Raw genomic sequence first — 15,820 nt, forward strand, 5'->3', positions numbered from 1 at the left:
GCGTGCCGCTGCGCACGATGGCCGGATCAGTCGGCGAACATGTAGTGGGTTCCGGCAATCTGCATCGCTTTCTCCTCGGTCAAACCCAGGAAACCGCGAAGCTGGTCTGCGTTTTCCTCCGGGCTGCTGATCTCGCGCATCTGGAACAGCTGGCTGAACCCGGCATCACGGATGCGGTCGGCCTCATGCAGGATGTCATTGCGGATAGTCGGCAGCAGCCGCTCCAGCGTCAGCTGCGGCGTGCGTTCGCCCGCCAGGCCGACCCGGTGCGCATGGCCGGTCAGGTAGTCGTCGCTGAACTCGCATTCGATCTGCAGGAAGCGGGTCGAGGAGCGGTCGGAATCGAAATCATTCATCAGGTCGATGGCGCCGGGATCCAAGCAGATGATCAGCTGGTCGGACTCGTAGTATTCGAACAGCATCCGCATCAGCGCGCGGCGGTGCCGGGTGCGCTTCATCAGCGCCGCCTGGATGCCGCCGAGGTCGGGCAACGGGGTGTCTTCTTCATTGAACAGGTATTCGATGGCCGGGATATTGGTCACCTGGCGGATCTGCTCCAGCAGCCGCTTGGCCACGTGCCATTTCTTGCAGATCACGATCAGCAGCTCGCGTTCACGGCCCAGCGAACTTTCGGTCTCCCAGAACCGCGGTGCAAACCGGCGCCCGATCCGGCCCCGCTGGGCCAGGAATTTATACAGGCCGCGCCCCTCGTTGGAGATCTGGAAGTCGACGCCTTGCGCCGCGTAAAGCCGCCCAAGCCGCAACTTCAACTCGGTCGCTTCCGGGCTGATCTTGCGGGCGAACAAAAAGTCCTGGCTCAGCAGAAGGTCGTAATGGTCATTGTGGAAATTCACCGGCATCCCGTAATCGGTGAACATCAGAAATGTGAGAGTGCGGGTCTCAATCTCGCCTTCCGGGATCAGGTGGCGCACCAGGGTCTGAAAGAAGGTTTCATCCGGGATCCAGGTGGTGCGGAAGAACCGCATCACATCGCGGCGCTTGCGGGTGAAATCCAGAATCCACTCTACCGTGCGGCGGCGCAGGCACCACCACTGGCTGCCGATCTGCACTTGGATATCCGCCGGCACCTCGCGTTGCAGCCCCAGGCGTTTCTGCAGCCCATGGCTCCAGTAGAACAGCTGTTTGTGCTTACGCTCGTTGAAGACATGCCGGTAGATCAGCCGGTCTTCCTTCATGCCGGTCTTGATCCAGTCGCTTTCGAAGAAATCGAAGCTTTCAATGAAATCCTTGTCATGCTGGTCCAGGAAGCGGTGGGCGTATTCTGCCGTTTTCACCGCCATGCAATCGCCCGACAGCATGTAGAAATGGGTGGCGCGGGGAAATTCCTCGACCGCGCTGCGCAGCGCATGCAGCGTCGCCTCGACCAGCGACCATTCCCCCCAGCCGCATTTGATCCGTTTTCCCGCGAAGGCCACATTGGGGTTTTCCGCCAGCTCAGCCCGGATCAACTGGTAGTCTTCCAGCGCCGCCCGCCCGTCAAAGTGAATCGCCATGTAATCGCCGGCCGCGGTCAGCCGCTCAGCCTGCTGAATGATCGCCTCGGGGTCTTTATGGCAGAGCAGAATATATGCGATTTTTGCCATGGCGCGGACAGATTGCCTTGTTTTGCCTGATTGTTTCCCTTGATAAGCGGGCTTAAGGCACGAATAAACCAGATAGTTCCCGTTTCGGTAAACATATGCGAATACTGCTGGGAGCAAGGCAAGAATTATAAAGAGGGCAGCGGATGGGGTTCCCCGGCACCTGGATGACGGAAAGTGAAAGTGTGGTCTACCGGGTGGTGCCGAAATGCGCCTGCTCGACGATCGGTCAGATCCTGTACTACTCTGATCAGGGGCGGTTCTTTGACGGCGACATTCATGACGCCAAGGAGGGCCTGCACAAATGGGCGCTGGAGCACAGCCAAGGGCCGATCACCCGCAATGTGCAGGGGCACCGGTCTTATGCCTTCACCTGTGTGAGGAACCCCTATACCCGGGTGCTCAGCTCTTTCTTTGACAAGATCTGCGGCATCCAGCGCAACGGGCGGCGCTACCGCGGCAACCTGGTGCCCAAGCTGGCCTATGAATACGGTATCGAGGTCGGTGGCGAGGACGGTAAGCAGGAATTCGACCAGATCGCCAGCTTCCGCCGGTTTCTGCTGTTTGTGCGCGACACCATCCGCTGGCGCCGCCCGATGGATCCGGACATCCACTGGTCGGCAATGTCGGGGCATGTGTCGACCTTCATCCTGAACGGCGGCCGCTACAACCGGATTTTCTGGACCGAGGATTTCAACACCGGCATGCAAGGCGTGCTTGATGCGATCGAAACGCCGCATGCCGTGGACCTGGCCGCGATCCCGCGCTTCAACGAAAGCGAAGGCCACGGTCCCAAGCGCGCCCATGCCGTCGAGGACTATTTCGACGACCTGTCAATGCACCTGGTCTATGAGATCTACAAACGCGATTTCGAGCTGTTCAAGTACGATTTCGATAACCCGGGCAACAAGATGCCGGTGGGCGAGATCGACCTGGACGAGGTGCACGCCAAGCTGGGGGAATGATGGGCAGGGCGCGGAAAGCGGAGACCTCCCGCGCCTGTACCGCCGCATCAAAGATGCCGCGGCATAAATCTTGGGCCCGGCGCGGGGACATGATCTGTGTTCATGAAGGGAATGTGCCGGAGCCGCTTCGGGCGATTACTAAAACACCAGGTTTTTGTTCGTTTTGTCACAATCAAATTTTCCGGACGAGGTGAATCTTTCTCCTCCGCCGCTTACCGAGAGTTTTCCTTGCAAGGTTTCAGGGTTAAACAAGAGTGAGTAGCGAACAGTGAATTTGGTTTTGATTATCTCAGGTATGCCGTAGTCATAAGTTGTTGTGATGGTTACTGGCACTCCCTTAACCTTCCAGCGCAACCGATACATTCCATTGCTTTTCTTCGTAAACTTCGTTGCCACAGGCGCATTGTAAACCATGTGAGTGAATGCGTCATAGACCGTAGCTGTGCTGTTTTGTGCATCAACGTTCAACATGGACTTGCCGGGCACAAACCCGCCATCATTGTTTTCCCTGGCTGAGCTGTGCCCCGCGAAGGAGCACAAGAACTTCTCTGGAGCTGCGGTTGCTGCAACCGGAGCTGCGAGAGTCAAAACGGTAGGGAACAGTCTGAGCATGATGGTCCTCAAAATATGTTGGGCAGTAATTGGATACAAAACACAAACCAGATAAATATCTCCCGGTAGATAGGCTGTAGAAAGTTATTCTTTTGCGTGTGCAATGACATCGGGGCTACGCATTTTTGTAAATGGTAATCGACGGCTATCTGTATAGCCTAAGCGCAGGTTCGGAATGCAGGCGTTTTTGCTGCCTGAACCCGTCTTGTCCGTGCATTGGCTGAGACCTAAAAGAAAACCCGCCGCGAATACGCGGCGAGTTTTCAAGGTTCACGAGGCAGTCAGGCCTCAGTCTTCGTCCGGCAGTGCGCGCACCGCGCCTTTGGCGGCGGAGGTGGCCAGCAGCGCATAGGCTTTCAGCGCCTTGGAGACCTTGCGCTTGCGCGGCTCGGCCGGTTTCCAGCCCTTGGCGTCCTGCTCTTCGCGGCGCGCGGCCAGCTCCTCATCCGCGACTGCCAGATGGATCGAGCGGTTGGGGATGTCGATCTCGATCCTGTCGCCCTGGCGCACCAGGCCGATGGTGCCGCCTTCGGCCGCCTCGGGCGAGACATGGCCGATCGACAGGCCGGAGGTGCCGCCGGAGAAACGGCCGTCGGTCAGCAGGGCGCATTTCTTGCCCAGGCCTTTCGATTTCAGATAGGAGGTCGGGTAGAGCATTTCCTGCATGCCGGGGCCGCCGCGCGGGCCTTCGTAGCGGATCACCACCACATCGCCTTCCTTGACCTTGCCGGTCAGGATGTCGTTCACCGCCGCGTCCTGGCTTTCGCAGACATAGGCGGAGCCGGTGAAGGTCAGGTTGCTGGCATCGACGCCGGCGGTTTTCACGATGCAGCCGTCCAGCGCGATATTGCCGAACAGAACCGCAAGGCCGCCGTCCTGGCTGAAGGCGTGCTCTTTGGAGCGGATCACACCGTTTTCGCGGTCGTTGTCCAGCTCCTTGTAACGGTTGGATTGGGAGAACGCCTGCGTCGTGCGCACGCCGCCGGGGGCTGCCTTGAACAGCTCTTCGGCCTCGGGGTTGTTGGCAACCTTGATGTCCCACTTTGCGATGGCTTCGCCTATGGTCGAAGAATGCACGGTGCTGCAGTGGTTGTGCAGCAGGCCTGCACGGCTGAGCTCGCCCAGGATCGAGAAGATGCCGCCGGCCCGGTGCACGTCTTCCATATGCACGTTGGCGGTGTTCGGCGCGACCTTGCAGAGGCACGGGACCTTGCGGCTGAGCTGGTCCATGTGGGACATGTTGAAGTCGACTTCGCCTTCGTTGGCAATTGCCAAGAGGTGCAACACGGTGTTGGTGGAGCCGCCCATGGCGATGTCCAGGCTCATCGCGTTCTCGAAGGCCTCGAACGAAGCGATTTCGCGCGGCAGCAGGCCTTTTTCTTCACCCACATAGTGACGCTTGGTGATATCGACGATCTTGCGGCCGGCTTCCAGGAACAGGTGCTTGCGGTCGGCATGGGTGGCCAGCGTCGAGCCGTTGCCCGGCAGCGCCAGGCCCAGGGCCTCGGCCAGGCAGTTCATCGAGTTGGCGGTGAACATGCCCGAACAGGAGCCGCAGGTCGGGCAGGCGTTCTCTTCGATGTGCTGGACCTGCTCGTCGGTGAAAGCATCATTCGCCGCCGCGACCATGGCGTCCACCAGGTCGATTTTTTTCATGTCCAGATCGGCGATATCGATCTTGCCCGCTTCCATCGGCCCGCCGGAGACAAAGATCGCCGGGATGTTCAGGCGCATGGCGGCCATCAGCATGCCCGGCGTGATCTTGTCGCAATTGGAGATGCAGACCATGGCGTCGGCGCAATGGGCGTTGACCATGTATTCGACGCTGTCGGCAATCACCTCGCGCGAGGGCAGCGAATAAAGCATGCCGTCATGGCCCATAGCGATGCCGTCATCCACCGCGATGGTGTTGAACTCCTTGGCGACGCCGCCGGCCGCCTCGACCTCGCGGGCGACCATCTGGCCCAGGTCCTTGAGGTGGACGTGGCCGGGCACGAACTGGGTGAAGGAGTTGACGATGGCGATGATCGGCTTGCCGAAGTCATCATCCTTCATACCGGTGGCGCGCCACAATCCGCGTGCGCCCGCCATGTTGCGGCCATGGGTGGAGGTTCTGGATCGGTACTTTGGCATCAGGCTGGTTCCCTTAGTCTTTGCCCTCAGGGACACGATTTGCGCAATAAAGGCAACCGGCCGGGGGGCTGTTCGGTAATATTGGCGCAGATTGCGCCGGATTTCAGTGGCGAAATGTCTCTCCGGGGGGGCTCTCAGGCGCGCACCGGGGCGGGTTCTGGGCTTTTGAGCCAGTGATTCACAGCCAGTCCCAGCACCAAAGCCCAGAACGGCGCGCCGATTCCAAGGAAGCTGATGCCGGAGACCGTGGTCATGAAGGTGATCAGCGCCGCCTCGCGGCCTTGCGGCTCGGCCAGCGCGGCAGACAGGCTGTTGCTGATGGTTGAGAGCAACGCAAGACCTGCAACAGTAGCCACCAGCGCCTTGGGGGCGATCAGGAACAGGCTGATCACGGTGGCGCCGCCCAGCCCCACGAGGATGTAGACGAGGCCGGTCATGACGCCTGCCAGATAGCGGGTGTCCGGGTTCTCATCCGCCTCGGGGCCTGCGCAGATTGCGGCGGTAATGGCGGCGAGGTTGAAGGCAAAGCCGCCGAAGGGGGCCAGGACCAGCGAGGCCAGCCCGGTCACGGTCAGGCTGGCGGAAACCGGCGGCGCGTAGCCGCAGGCTTTCAACGCCACCACCCCGGGCATGTTCTGCGAAGACATCGTGACGATGTAGAGCGGCAGGCCTATGCCGATCAGAACCGGCAGCGAGAAAGCGGGCGTCACGAACTCGGGGCGGGCCAGGGTGAGGTCCAGCGCCTCCAGGCTTCCAAAGGCTCCGGTTGCTGCGCACCAGGCCACACCTGCGGCCAGCACCGCGGGGATCGTGTAGCGGGGGAACAGCTTGCGTCCGGCCAGGAACGTGAGGCCCATCAAGGCAACCAATGCGGTGTCCGTCTGAAGAGAAGTAAAGGCGGAGAGGCCGAATTGGAACAGGATGCCTGCCAGCATCGCGCTGGCCAGGCTGTCCGGGATAAGGCGGGAGAGGGCGGCAAACCAGCCAGTGACGCCGGTGAGGGTCAAGAGCACGGCGCATAACAGGAAAGCGCCGACCGCTTCGGCCAGCGGCACGCCGTTGAGGCTGACCGCCAGCAGCGCCGCGCCAGGGGTGGACCATGCGGTGAGGATCGGCATCCGGTAGATCAGTGACAGGATCAGGCAGGTTACGCCCATGCCCAGCCCCAGCACCAGCATCCAGCTGTTGGCCTGGGACTGGGTGGCGCCCACGGCCTCGATGGCTTGGAAAATGATCGCAACCGAGCCGGTATAGCCGACCAGAACAGCCACCGCGCCGGAGACAAGATGCGAGAGTTTCAGATCCTTGAGCATGCGGCTTTTCCTCGGGCGCCGGATCGGCTAGGGGTGTTGTGCGTTATAGCGCACACTACACGTCGTGCGTTATAGCGCACAAGTGTTTTTTAAGCGGCGGATTTTATGAGCGATGAAACCATCACCCTGAACCTGCGGGAGATCCGCGCGGCGGCAGGGCTTAGCTTGTCCAAAGCGGCGGAGATCACAGGGGTCAGCAAGGCAATGCTGGGGCAGATCGAGCGCGGCGAATCAAGCCCGACGATTGCCACCCTGTGGAAGATCGCTAAAGGGTTTCACCTGCCGCTGACCGCTCTGCTGGGGGAGGCGGCGCGACCGGTGAGCGCGGCCACCGGCGTTTATGAGACCGTGCAGTTTCCGGGCAGCATCGGAGTCAAGATCGTCTTTCCCTTTGACCCGCTGCTGGGAGCGGAGACCTTTCAGGTGACGCTGCAGCCGGGCCAGAGCCACCAGTCGCAGCCGCATGATACTGGTGTGACCGAGGAGGTCTTTGTGCTGCACGGCGCAATGGAAGTGTTGCGGGGCGGCGAATGGGTGGCGCTGGAGGCGGGGCAGGGGCTGCGCTTTGCCGCCGACCAGCCGCATGGCTATCGCAGTGCGGAGACCGGCGTCTCCTTCCTCAACATGCACCACTACCGGCGGGCGGGTCTGACGCAGCGGGACTGAAGCCCTTCACTTGTGCATTGTCTGGCGCGGGCCTACCAATTGCCAAGTCATTGAGTTTTTTGGATTTGAGGAGAACCGGAGTGGACACGCTGCGCGGAAGCCTGTTGATGGTGCTGGCCATGGCCACCTTTGCGCTGGAGGACATGTTCATCAAATCCGCTGCCCGCGACATTCCTGTGGGACAGATTCTGATCCTGTTCGGGTTTGGCGGCATGGTGATCTTTGCTGCGATGGCGCGTGCGCAGGGTCACGCTCCCTGGCACCCGGGTTTTGGCACGCGCCCCATGCTGCTGCGGTCTGTGGCGGAGGTCGTCGGGCGGCTGTGTTTCACCCTGGCGATTGCGCTGACGCCTTTGTCCTCGGCCTCGGCCATACTGCAGGCCACGCCTTTGGTCGTGGCAGCAGGTGCAGTGGTGTTCTTTGGCGAGACCGTCGGCTGGCGGCGCTGGCTGGCGATCGGGCTGGGCTTTGCCGGTGTGCTGCTGATTCTGCGCCCTGGGCTGAGCGGGTTCGAGCCTGCCTCGCTGTTTGCCGTTGCCGGCACCTTGGGGTTTGCGGGCCGCGATCTGGCCACCCGCGCGGCGCCCAAGGACATGAGCAACAACCAACTAGGGTTCCTTGGCTTTGCCATGCTGGTGGTTGCCGGTTCGGTCGCGCTGGGCTGGACCGGCGGGGCGGTTTGGCCTGCCTCGCGCAACTGGCTGGAGATCACGGCAGCGACGGTGATCGGGGTCATTGCCTATAACGCCTTGTCGGGGGCGATGCGGGCGGGGGAAATCTCGGTGGTTGCGCCGTTCCGCTATACCAGGTTGATCTTTGCCATGGTGCTGGGGGTGCTGGTATTTGGCGAGCAGCCCGATGCGCTGACCCTGATCGGCAGCGCAGTGATTGTCGGCAGTGGTGTTTTCACGCTGCTGCGCAGCCGCAAGCCGTGAAGCGCGCCTTGCGCCCGCCGCCGCTCCGCCTTACATCTGCCTCCCATGGCCAAGAAGAAGCAGACATCCGACCCGAATTACAAAGTGATCGCCGAGAGTCGGCGGGCGCGGTTCGATTATGCGATCGAAGATGATATCGAATGCGGCATTATGCTGGAGGGGTCCGAGGTCAAGGCGCTGCGCGGGGGCGGTTCCAACATCGCAGACAGCTATGCTGCGGTGGAGAACGGCGAGCTGTGGCTGGTGAACGCCTATATTCCGCCTTACGAGCAGGCCAAGCTCTTTAAGCATGAAGAGCGCCGCCGCCGCAAGCTGCTGGTATCGCGCAAAGAACTGTCGGATCTGTGGAACGCCACCCAGCGCAAAGGGATGACCCTGGTGCCGCTGGTTTTGTACTTCAACCACAAGGGCCGCGCCAAGATCAAGCTGGGCATCGCCAAGGGTAAGAAGAACCGCGACAAGCGGGCGAGTGAGGCCAAGCGCGACTGGTCCCGCCAGAAGCAGCGGCTGCTAAAGGACGCGCGCTGATCAGGGAGAGGGCGCTGCCCTCTTGGCCTGGCGGCCAAGTCACCCGGGGTATTTCCAATCAGAAAGAAGCAGGGATTGCAGCCCTGCGCGCTGGTATCGATACGTGCCACGGCTTGAGTGTTATTCTGCCTGGCACTCCCTTGCAGGCGGCGGCCGCTGCCGGGGCTGATCCCGGTCTGCAGGAATGCTTGTGGTATCTGACTAATTAAGTCAGAAACGCGTTACCCAGCAGATTCGCTTTTGGATCACGCCCGGACGGAGAGGGCGGCCCGGCTGTTGCCCAGCCTTCAATTGTGGGAAAAGCGCATGAATGTTCCTTTGCCTGAGACCGCGGTCCGGCCCGGTGTGCCGCTGGCGGCGCATGAATTTGATGAGTTTGAGGCCGGGCTGCTGCCGGTGCTGCGGCATTTTATGCTGAGCTACCAAGAGCCGGCGGGGCAGGCCTGGCAGCAGGCCTATATCGTGGCGGCTGAGCGCTGGGGCGAGGCAAGCTGGGGCGAGGCAATCGGCCTGCCGGCGGCGCTGGCGCTGATGAAGGTTGTGCGCGCGGCGCTGAACAGCCGGAGCGGTCAGTTCGGTTTCATTGATCCCTTCGATCTGGACCACCGCGGCAAGGTGACACCGGACGAAGCCGCGCTTTTGCGGATGCTGCACCACATGCGCCGGGATCAAACGGGCCAAGCGCGCGCGGCAGTGGCGGAGGTTGCCGGCGGAAAGATGGAACCGCAAGTGATCCAGGCGGGCCTGGCCTTTGCCCACCGGTTTTCTGCCGGTCCGGCAGCGGACTGCGCCCAATCACCCCGGTTGCGGGTAGTGGCATAGGGTACCGCTGTCTGACTGTCGCGACCGGTGCGCGCTGCCCCTTGCCGCGGGGATTGCGCGGGGATTGAAGGTCTGCCGCCGTTCCCGCGCATGATCTTACCGGACGTTGCACTGGCGGAGCCGGAGATCAGCGTCAGCGCAGACAGCGCCGAAATGTCCCTGCTAGGGGGTGGCTGCGATGTACTGGGCTATTTTCTCTTTCCCAAGCAGGCGCCTGTGCGTCTCGAAGTCTGGGCCGGCAAAGACGATCCGCAGGTTTTCAACCTCCAGCAGCGGCTGCAGCGCCTCGGCGGGCAAGCCGATCGCCCGGAGAATCGAGAGCTTTTTAAGGTTCTTAAGCGGGGTGAGATCGGTGACGGCTGTTCCGGAAATGCTGAAGTCCCAAAGGGTCTCCATGTTCGCCACCGCTGCAAGGCTGGACACGGCAGTATTGGTGAGCGATAGCACACGCAGGTTTTTGCCCGCCAGCGGGGCAAGACTGGAGACGGCCGTGTCTGTCAGGTTCAGCTTGTGCAGCGCGTCCAGCCCGCTCAGCGGTGTGATGTCGCTGATCCGGGTTCCGTCCAAGGCCAGCTCCTTCAGACCGGATGCCCCCGTAATCGGGGTCAGGTCCGCCACCTGCGTGTCTGACAGGATCAGGGTGTGCAGTGCAGGTTTCCCCTGCAGTCCGTCCAGGGTTTTCAGCTGGGTTCCATCGGCGCGCAGCATCTCCAGCCGGTCGGAGGCGGCCAGCGCGGCCACGCTTTGGACCGGGCAATTGGAGATCCAGGCCACCTGCAGGTTGGCACCCGCCAGCGGGCCAAGATCAGAGATCTGGGTGTTGAAGGCAAGAAAGACTTCCAGCCCGGTGAGGCCTGACAGCGGGCTTAGGTCGGACACACCGGAATCCGCGATGTTCAGGCTCTGCAGCCGGGTCAGGCTGCTGGCAAAGGACAGGTCGGTGACGTCCCCGGCGCCCCAGACCGAGAGATGCTCAAGCTGTGTCATCCGGGCCAGGCGGGTAAAGTCGGGCGCGCGGACAGAATCAAGGCTGAGCCGCTTAAGCCTCGGCAGCCGGGTCAGCGGTGCAAGGTCCGGTGCCGTGATGTTGACCAAGGCCAGTCTTTCCAGCTTTGGCATCGCGGCGAGGGGGGACAGATCGACAGGATCCTTGAACCGCAGGTCGGCCATCAGTGTAAGATCGGTCAGCTCCGTGAACTGGATCAGCCCCTGTAAGTCCGGTGTGTGGTTTCCAATCCGGACTTTTGCCTTCAAGTCGTTGCCGCCAATGCATGTTTTACCGATTTCCACACATTCTGCGCGCAAGGAGCCGGGGCTGAACATGCCCGCCGCAATCAGAAATGCTGCAAGGAAACTGCGGAAACCGGACATTCAAAGGGCCTTTGCAAGGAAATGCTGAAACTGGGGTCCATGTTATTACCGCTCCGTTAAAGGCCCGCAAGATTTTTGTAACCGCAGGTAGAGGGCGGCGCGGCCTTGCACCGCTGTGCCGCCGGATGTACCCATGGCGCATGCGCAGAAAGGGAGACGCTTTGATGCAGGATGATCCGAAGACGCTGGTTTCCACCGACTGGCTGGCCGCCCATCTGAAGGATCCGGATCTGCGGGTGCTGGACGCCTCGTGGTATTTGCCGCAGGAAAACCGCGACCCCAAGGCGGAATACGGCGCAGCCCATATTCCTGGCGCGCGCTTTTTTGATATCGACGATATCTCGGACCACCGCTCCGACTTGCCGCATATGGTGCCGCCGGTTGAGAAATTCATGTCCCGCCTGCGGGTGATGGGTGTAGGCGACGGCCACCAGGTGGTGGTCTATGACACTGCCGGGTTGAAATCCGCAGCCCGGGTCTGGTGGCTGTTCCGGCTGATGGGGCAGCATAACATTGCCGTGCTGGACGGCGGTTTCCCGAAATGGCAGGCCGAGGGACGCCCGGTTGAGGATTTGCCGCCGGTGATCCGCGACCGCCACATGACCGTGCGGGTGCAAAACCACATGGTCCGTGATGTGACGCAGGTCTCTTCCGCGGCCAAACTGGGCGATCATGAAATCATCGATGCCCGCGCCGCCGAGCGGTTCCGCGGCGATGTGCCGGAACCCCGTGAAGGCCTGCGTGCCGGTCACATCCCCGGGTCGAAAAACGTTCCCTTTGGCCGCCTGCTGAATGCGGATGGCACCATGAAGGATGCAGAGGGACTGCGCGCCGAATTTGCCGCTGCCGGTGCCGATCTGAACAAACCCGTGATTACCACCTGCGGGTCGGGCGTCACCGCCGCCGTCCTCAGCCTTGCATTGGAGCGCATCGGCAAAACCGATCATGCGGTCTATGACGGCTCGTGGTCGGAATGGGGTGCCTTCCCGACCCTTCCCGTTGCTACCGGAGAGAACTGATGTTCGAGACCCTGAAACCCCAGCCCGCTGACAAGATTCTGGCGCTGATGCAGATGTACCGCGACGACCCGCGCGCGGACAAGATCGACCTTGGCGTCGGTGTCTACAAGAACGCCGAAGGCGTCACCCCGGTGATGCGCGCAATCAAGGCCGCTGAGCATAAGTTGTGGGAAGAGCAGACCAGCAAGGCCTATGTCGGCCTGGCCGGCGATCCGGCCTATGGCGACGCGATGATCAAGCTGATCCTGGGTGATGCCGTCGCGCGCGAGAACATTGCAGCGGCGGCCACACCCGGTGGCACCGGCGCGGTGCGCCAGGCGTTTGAGCTGATCAGGATGGCCAACCCCAAGGCCCGTGTTTTTGTGTCGGATCCGACCTGGCCGAACCATGTGTCGATCCTGAACTACGTTGGCATCGAAACCGTGGTTTACCGGTATTTCGACCGTGACACCCGGGGCGTGAACTTCGACGGCATGATGGAAGACCTGAAGGGCGCTGAGAAGGGCGACGTTGTTCTGCTGCACGGCTGCTGCCACAACCCGACCGGCGCCAACCTCAATGAGGTGCAGTGGAAGGAGATCATTACGCTGTTGAACGAGCGCGGCCTGATCCCGATGATCGACATCGCCTATCAGGGCTTTGGCGACGGTCTGGAAGAAGACGCGCTGGGTGTGCGCCTGGTCGCCTCCAGCTGCCCCGAAGTGCTGATTGCCGCGAGCTGTTCCAAGAACTTCGGCATCTACCGCGAGCGGACCGGCCTGTTGATGGCCGTGTCCAATGACGCGGGCGCTCAGGCGCTCAACCAGGGCACGCTGGCGTTTCTGAACCGGCAAAACTACTCCTTCCCGCCGGACCATGGTGCGCGTCTGGTCACCATGATCCTGAACGACGAGACCCTGCGCGCTGACTGGGCGGCAGAGCTGGAAGAGGTGCGCCTCGGCATGCTGGACCTGCGCCAGAGCCTTGCGGATGAACTGCAGCGTCTGACCGGCTCTGACCGTTTCAGCTTCATCGCCCAGCACCGCGGCATGTTCTCGCTGCTTGGTACCACGCCGGAACTGGTCGAGAAAATGCGGGTGGACAATGGCATCTACATGGTTGGCGATAGCCGCCTGAACATTGCCGGCTTGAATGCTCAAACCGTGCCGGTTCTGGCCAAGGCGATTGTCGGCGCTGGCGTCTGAGCCCTAGGCCTTTTGAGTTTTAGGAACGCGCTCCGTTGCGGGCGCGTTTTCTCTTGGCGTGACGCCTAAGACGTTATTGAAGAGTCTTAGGCAAAAATCTTCGTAAAACTTTTGCAGGCACCAGCGGTGGTTTCTGTTCAGCGAGGGCTGGGCTCCCGCGCCTGGCTGTGTGCCTTGGCTGCGCCAAAACCCTTGCAGGCTTGGGCGTGGCACCGCTGGCGCGGTGCGGGGGCTACTTGACGCCAGGTCATCGGAAAACAGGCGGCGGAAGCACCGGTGGCCCGCGTTTGTGCTTGCGGAAGTCACGAGTAACACAGCCAAGGAGACCGAAATGACCCTCGCAAAATCTGCACTTGCCCTGATCCTGTCCGCCGCCGTTGCCTTGCCCCTGGCCACCCCGGCCTTTGCCGCCAATGGCGAGGTCATCGACCGGGTGGAAAACCGCGCCGACCGCCGCGAAAACCGTCGCGATGAAGCCGTGGACACTGGCGTTTGGGATGTGGTGGAGGACCATCTGGACCGGGCCGAGGACCGCCGCGACTATCGCGATCAGAAAGCGCCTAAGGTGATTGTTGTCCCTCAGGGTTGAGGCCGCAGCCCCGCGCCGCGGCAGCGGCGCCCGGCCCAACAGGGAGGGATCATCTGAGATGATCCTGCAGCTGGCGGGAGCCCCGCCGAAACGGAAACGCGGCGCCTGAAACAGGCGCCGCGCATTTATTGTCAGGGCCAGGATCAGCTTGGCGAGAATTCCGGGTAGGCCTCCATGCCTAGCTCCGCCATGTCGAGGCCGTTGACCTCATCCTCTTCCTCAACCCGGATGCCGGTGGTGGCGCGCAGGATGATCCAGACCACGGCAGAGGCAGCGACGGTGAAGACACCCACCGCAGCGATGCCGGTCAGCTGGGTCAGCAGGCTGGCTTCGGGGTTCGACAGCACCACCGCAACAGTGCCCCAAATGCCGCAGAGAAGATGCACCGGGATGGCGCCGACCACGTCGTCGATTTGCAGCTTGTCCAGGAACGGCACCGCAAAGACCACGATCACGCCGCCGATAGCACCGATCAGGGTGGCCAGCCCCAGGCCCGGGGTCAGCGGTTCGGCGGTGATCGCCACCAGACCTGCCAGCGCGCCGTTCAGGATCATGGTCAGGTCAGGCTTGCGGAACAGCAACTGGGTCAGCACCAGCGCTGCCACCGCGCCGCCGGCTGCGGCTGCATTGGTGTTGGCAAAGATGCGGGAGATATCCGCAACATCACCAATCGAACCCATCGCCAGCTGCGAGCCGCCGTTGAAGCCGAACCAGCCCATCCACAGGATGAAAGTGCCAAGCGTCGCCAGCGCCAGGTTGGAGCCCGGCATCGGGATGGTCTTGCCGTCCTTGTACTTGCCGATGCGGGGCCCAAGGATCAGCGCCCCGGTCAGCGCCGCCCAGCCGCCCACGGAATGCACCACGGTGGAGCCTGCGAAATCCAGGAAGCCCATCTCCTCCAGGAAGCCGCCGCCCCATTTCCAGCTGGCCTGGAACGGGTAGATCACCGAGGTCAGCACGATGGTGAAAATCAGGAAGGGCCACAGTTTGATACGCTCGGCCAGAGTGCCCGACACGATCGAGGCGGTGGCGGCGCAGAACATCAGCTGAAAGAAGAAATCCGACCCGGTGGTCGCATAGGAGTAATCATCCGCACCCTCTGCGGTGATCCCCACCGCCTCCAGCACACCGGGGCCAAAGACGCCGGACAAAACGCCATCCACCGCCCAATTGCCCAGCGGATACATCAGGTTATAGCCGATAAGCCAGTAAAACACGGCGGCTAGAGAGAACAGCGCCATGTTCTTGGTCAGCTGCATGGTCACGTTCTTGGAGCGCACAAGACCGGCCTCCAGCATGGCGAAACCCGCCGCCATCCAGAACACCAGGCAGCCACCGATCAGAAACAGCAGCGAGTTCAGGATGAACACAGTGTCGGTCGCAGGGTTTACGCCCGGTGCGGGGCCGTCCTGGGCCAGCGCCAGGCCCGGCAGCGCGCTTAGCGCCAAGGCCGCAAGGGGGAGTTTCAAGGTCTTCATAGGTCTTTCCTCCATGCCGGGCGCCTTACAGCGCCTCGAGATTGGTTTCGCCGGTGCGCACCCGCAGGGCCTGTTCCACATCCAGAACAAAAATCTTGCCGTCGCCGATTTTGCCGGTGCGGGCGGTCTCAGAGATTGCACTGACGGCCTGTTCGGCCTGATCTGCGGGCACCACCAGTTCCAGCTTCAGCTTCGGGACAAAATTCACCTCGTATTCGGCGCCGCGGTAGATTTCGGTGTGGCCCGCCTGGGCTCCGAAACCCTTGATTTCGGTGACCATCAGCCCGCTCACGCCAAGACCGGTCAGCGCCTCGCGAACCTCGTCCAGCTTGAAGGGCTTGATGGCGGCTATGATCATTTTCATCTCTGCATCCCTTGGTTTCCGCGCTGCTCCGGCCCCGTGCCGACGCATTGTGCACTTGCAGCAAAACCGGGCGCCCGAGTCGTGCAAAGCCAAGGCCAGCAAGTTTCCGCGCGTCTTTCTGCGCGCGCACAATAATTTTGCGCCTTTGGCCTGCTTCGCTTAAAAACCGGCCATCTGGCAAAGGGGGAAAGCTCCGGATTCTGCCCCCTCTACATTCCGGGGCGGGCAGGGTATTGTCCC

At 61.8% G+C, this 15,820-nt stretch carries 15 protein-coding genes; 8 read left to right on the forward strand and 7 right to left on the reverse strand.

Annotation, left to right across the window (positions count from 1 at the left end; all coding sequences use genetic code 11):
* Positions 1–26 precede the first annotated feature (26 nt).
* On the reverse strand, positions 27–1,604 hold the full coding sequence (locus tag AQUI_RS0110255) for a DUF5928 domain-containing protein (RefSeq protein ID WP_027257439.1): 1,578 nt from the start codon (positions 1,602–1,604) through the stop codon (positions 27–29).
* 143 nt (positions 1,605–1,747) lie between these two features.
* Here AQUI_RS0110255 and AQUI_RS0110260 point away from each other — a divergent pair, with 143 nt between their 5' ends.
* Positions 1,748–2,566 (forward strand): sulfotransferase family protein, encoded by an 819-nt coding sequence (locus AQUI_RS0110260; protein WP_027257440.1) that lies wholly within the window; start codon positions 1,748–1,750, stop codon positions 2,564–2,566.
* 138 nt (positions 2,567–2,704) lie between these two features.
* Here the strand turns inward: AQUI_RS0110260 and AQUI_RS0110265 are convergent, their stop codons facing one another.
* From AQUI_RS0110265 to AQUI_RS0110275, 3 genes are all read right to left on the reverse strand, one after another.
* On the reverse strand, positions 2,705–3,178 hold the full coding sequence (locus AQUI_RS0110265) for a hypothetical protein (RefSeq protein WP_027257441.1): 474 nt from the start codon (positions 3,176–3,178) through the stop codon (positions 2,705–2,707).
* A 288-nt stretch (positions 3,179–3,466) separates the two neighbouring features.
* A complete protein-coding gene (ilvD, locus tag AQUI_RS0110270) occupies positions 3,467–5,311 on the reverse strand; it encodes a dihydroxy-acid dehydratase (RefSeq protein WP_027257442.1) in 1,845 nt (614 codons plus the stop codon).
* Positions 5,312–5,445: 134 nt separating this feature from the next.
* Complete coding sequence (locus AQUI_RS0110275; RefSeq protein WP_027257443.1) at positions 5,446–6,624, reverse strand: benzoate/H(+) symporter BenE family transporter; 1,179 nt, start codon at positions 6,622–6,624, stop codon at positions 5,446–5,448.
* A gap of 105 nt (positions 6,625–6,729) precedes the next feature.
* On the opposite strand from AQUI_RS0110275, the gene AQUI_RS0110280 reads away from it, so the two are divergent.
* The 4 genes from AQUI_RS0110280 (at position 6,730) to AQUI_RS0110295 (ending at position 9,575) form a co-directional block, all read left to right on the forward strand.
* Positions 6,730–7,290, forward strand: coding sequence for a helix-turn-helix domain-containing protein (locus AQUI_RS0110280; RefSeq protein ID WP_027257444.1), 561 nt, complete (start codon positions 6,730–6,732; stop codon positions 7,288–7,290).
* A gap of 80 nt (positions 7,291–7,370) precedes the next feature.
* Complete coding sequence (locus AQUI_RS0110285; protein WP_027257445.1) at positions 7,371–8,225, forward strand: DMT family transporter; 855 nt, start codon at positions 7,371–7,373, stop codon at positions 8,223–8,225.
* A gap of 45 nt (positions 8,226–8,270) precedes the next feature.
* A complete protein-coding gene (smpB, locus tag AQUI_RS0110290; protein ID WP_027257446.1) occupies positions 8,271–8,753 on the forward strand; it encodes an SsrA-binding protein SmpB in 483 nt (160 codons plus the stop codon).
* 306 nt (positions 8,754–9,059) lie between these two features.
* Entirely contained in the window at positions 9,060–9,575 is a 516-nt protein-coding gene (locus tag AQUI_RS0110295; RefSeq protein WP_027257447.1) for a hypothetical protein, read from the forward strand.
* 162 nt (positions 9,576–9,737) lie between these two features.
* Here the strand turns inward: AQUI_RS0110295 and AQUI_RS0110300 are convergent, their stop codons facing one another.
* Positions 9,738–10,946, reverse strand: a complete 1,209-nt coding sequence (locus AQUI_RS0110300; RefSeq protein WP_027257448.1) for a leucine-rich repeat domain-containing protein — start codon at positions 10,944–10,946, stop codon at positions 9,738–9,740.
* Between the two features lie 164 nt (positions 10,947–11,110).
* Here AQUI_RS0110300 and sseA point away from each other — a divergent pair, with 164 nt between their 5' ends.
* From sseA to AQUI_RS0110315, 3 genes are all read left to right on the forward strand, one after another.
* Entirely contained in the window at positions 11,111–11,965 is an 855-nt protein-coding gene (sseA, locus tag AQUI_RS0110305) for a 3-mercaptopyruvate sulfurtransferase (protein WP_027257449.1), read from the forward strand.
* The gene (locus tag AQUI_RS0110310; RefSeq protein WP_027257450.1) at positions 11,965–13,149 is read left to right on the forward strand and encodes an amino acid aminotransferase; all 1,185 of its coding nucleotides are present in this window, start codon (positions 11,965–11,967) and stop codon (positions 13,147–13,149) included. The genes sseA and AQUI_RS0110310 overlap by 1 nt, the downstream gene beginning before the upstream one ends.
* 331 nt (positions 13,150–13,480) lie before the next feature.
* Positions 13,481–13,738, forward strand: a complete 258-nt coding sequence (locus AQUI_RS0110315; protein WP_156916802.1) for a hypothetical protein — start codon at positions 13,481–13,483, stop codon at positions 13,736–13,738.
* Between the two features lie 143 nt (positions 13,739–13,881).
* On the opposite strand, the gene AQUI_RS0110320 is transcribed toward AQUI_RS0110315, so the two are convergent.
* Both AQUI_RS0110320 and AQUI_RS0110325 read right to left on the reverse strand, forming a co-directional pair.
* The gene (locus AQUI_RS0110320; protein WP_027257452.1) at positions 13,882–15,216 is read right to left on the reverse strand and encodes an ammonium transporter; all 1,335 of its coding nucleotides are present in this window, start codon (positions 15,214–15,216) and stop codon (positions 13,882–13,884) included.
* A gap of 25 nt (positions 15,217–15,241) precedes the next feature.
* Positions 15,242–15,580 (reverse strand): P-II family nitrogen regulator, encoded by a 339-nt coding sequence (locus AQUI_RS0110325; protein ID WP_027257453.1) that lies wholly within the window; start codon positions 15,578–15,580, stop codon positions 15,242–15,244.
* Positions 15,581–15,820 lie beyond the last annotated feature (240 nt).

It is taken from the genome of Leisingera aquimarina DSM 24565, from assembly GCF_000473165.1.
In the GTDB taxonomy this organism is placed as follows: domain Bacteria; phylum Pseudomonadota; class Alphaproteobacteria; order Rhodobacterales; family Rhodobacteraceae; genus Leisingera; species Leisingera aquimarina.

What these genes read in the sequence shown, in the direction of transcription:
- AQUI_RS0110255 (WP_027257439.1), bottom strand. Translation starts at nt 1,604, where the DNA reads ATGGCAAAAATCGCATATATTCTGCTCTGCCATAAAGACCCCGAGGCG.
- AQUI_RS0110260 (WP_027257440.1), top strand. Translation starts at nt 1,748, where the DNA reads ATGGGGTTCCCCGGCACCTGGATGACGGAAAGTGAAAGTGTGGTCTAC.
- AQUI_RS0110265 (WP_027257441.1), bottom strand. Translation starts at nt 3,178, where the DNA reads ATGCTCAGACTGTTCCCTACCGTTTTGACTCTCGCAGCTCCGGTTGCA.
- ilvD (WP_027257442.1), bottom strand. Translation starts at nt 5,311, where the DNA reads ATGCCAAAGTACCGATCCAGAACCTCCACCCATGGCCGCAACATGGCG.
- AQUI_RS0110275 (WP_027257443.1), bottom strand. Translation starts at nt 6,624, where the DNA reads ATGCTCAAGGATCTGAAACTCTCGCATCTTGTCTCCGGCGCGGTGGCT.
- AQUI_RS0110280 (WP_027257444.1), top strand. Translation starts at nt 6,730, where the DNA reads ATGAGCGATGAAACCATCACCCTGAACCTGCGGGAGATCCGCGCGGCG.
- smpB (WP_027257446.1), top strand. Translation starts at nt 8,271, where the DNA reads ATGGCCAAGAAGAAGCAGACATCCGACCCGAATTACAAAGTGATCGCC.
- AQUI_RS0110295 (WP_027257447.1), top strand. Translation starts at nt 9,060, where the DNA reads ATGAATGTTCCTTTGCCTGAGACCGCGGTCCGGCCCGGTGTGCCGCTG.
- AQUI_RS0110300 (WP_027257448.1), bottom strand. Translation starts at nt 10,946, where the DNA reads ATGTCCGGTTTCCGCAGTTTCCTTGCAGCATTTCTGATTGCGGCGGGC.
- sseA (WP_027257449.1), top strand. Translation starts at nt 11,111, where the DNA reads ATGCAGGATGATCCGAAGACGCTGGTTTCCACCGACTGGCTGGCCGCC.
- AQUI_RS0110310 (WP_027257450.1), top strand. Translation starts at nt 11,965, where the DNA reads ATGTTCGAGACCCTGAAACCCCAGCCCGCTGACAAGATTCTGGCGCTG.
- AQUI_RS0110315 (WP_156916802.1), top strand. Translation starts at nt 13,481, where the DNA reads ATGACCCTCGCAAAATCTGCACTTGCCCTGATCCTGTCCGCCGCCGTT.
- AQUI_RS0110320 (WP_027257452.1), bottom strand. Translation starts at nt 15,216, where the DNA reads ATGAAGACCTTGAAACTCCCCCTTGCGGCCTTGGCGCTAAGCGCGCTG.
- AQUI_RS0110325 (WP_027257453.1), bottom strand. Translation starts at nt 15,580, where the DNA reads ATGAAAATGATCATAGCCGCCATCAAGCCCTTCAAGCTGGACGAGGTT.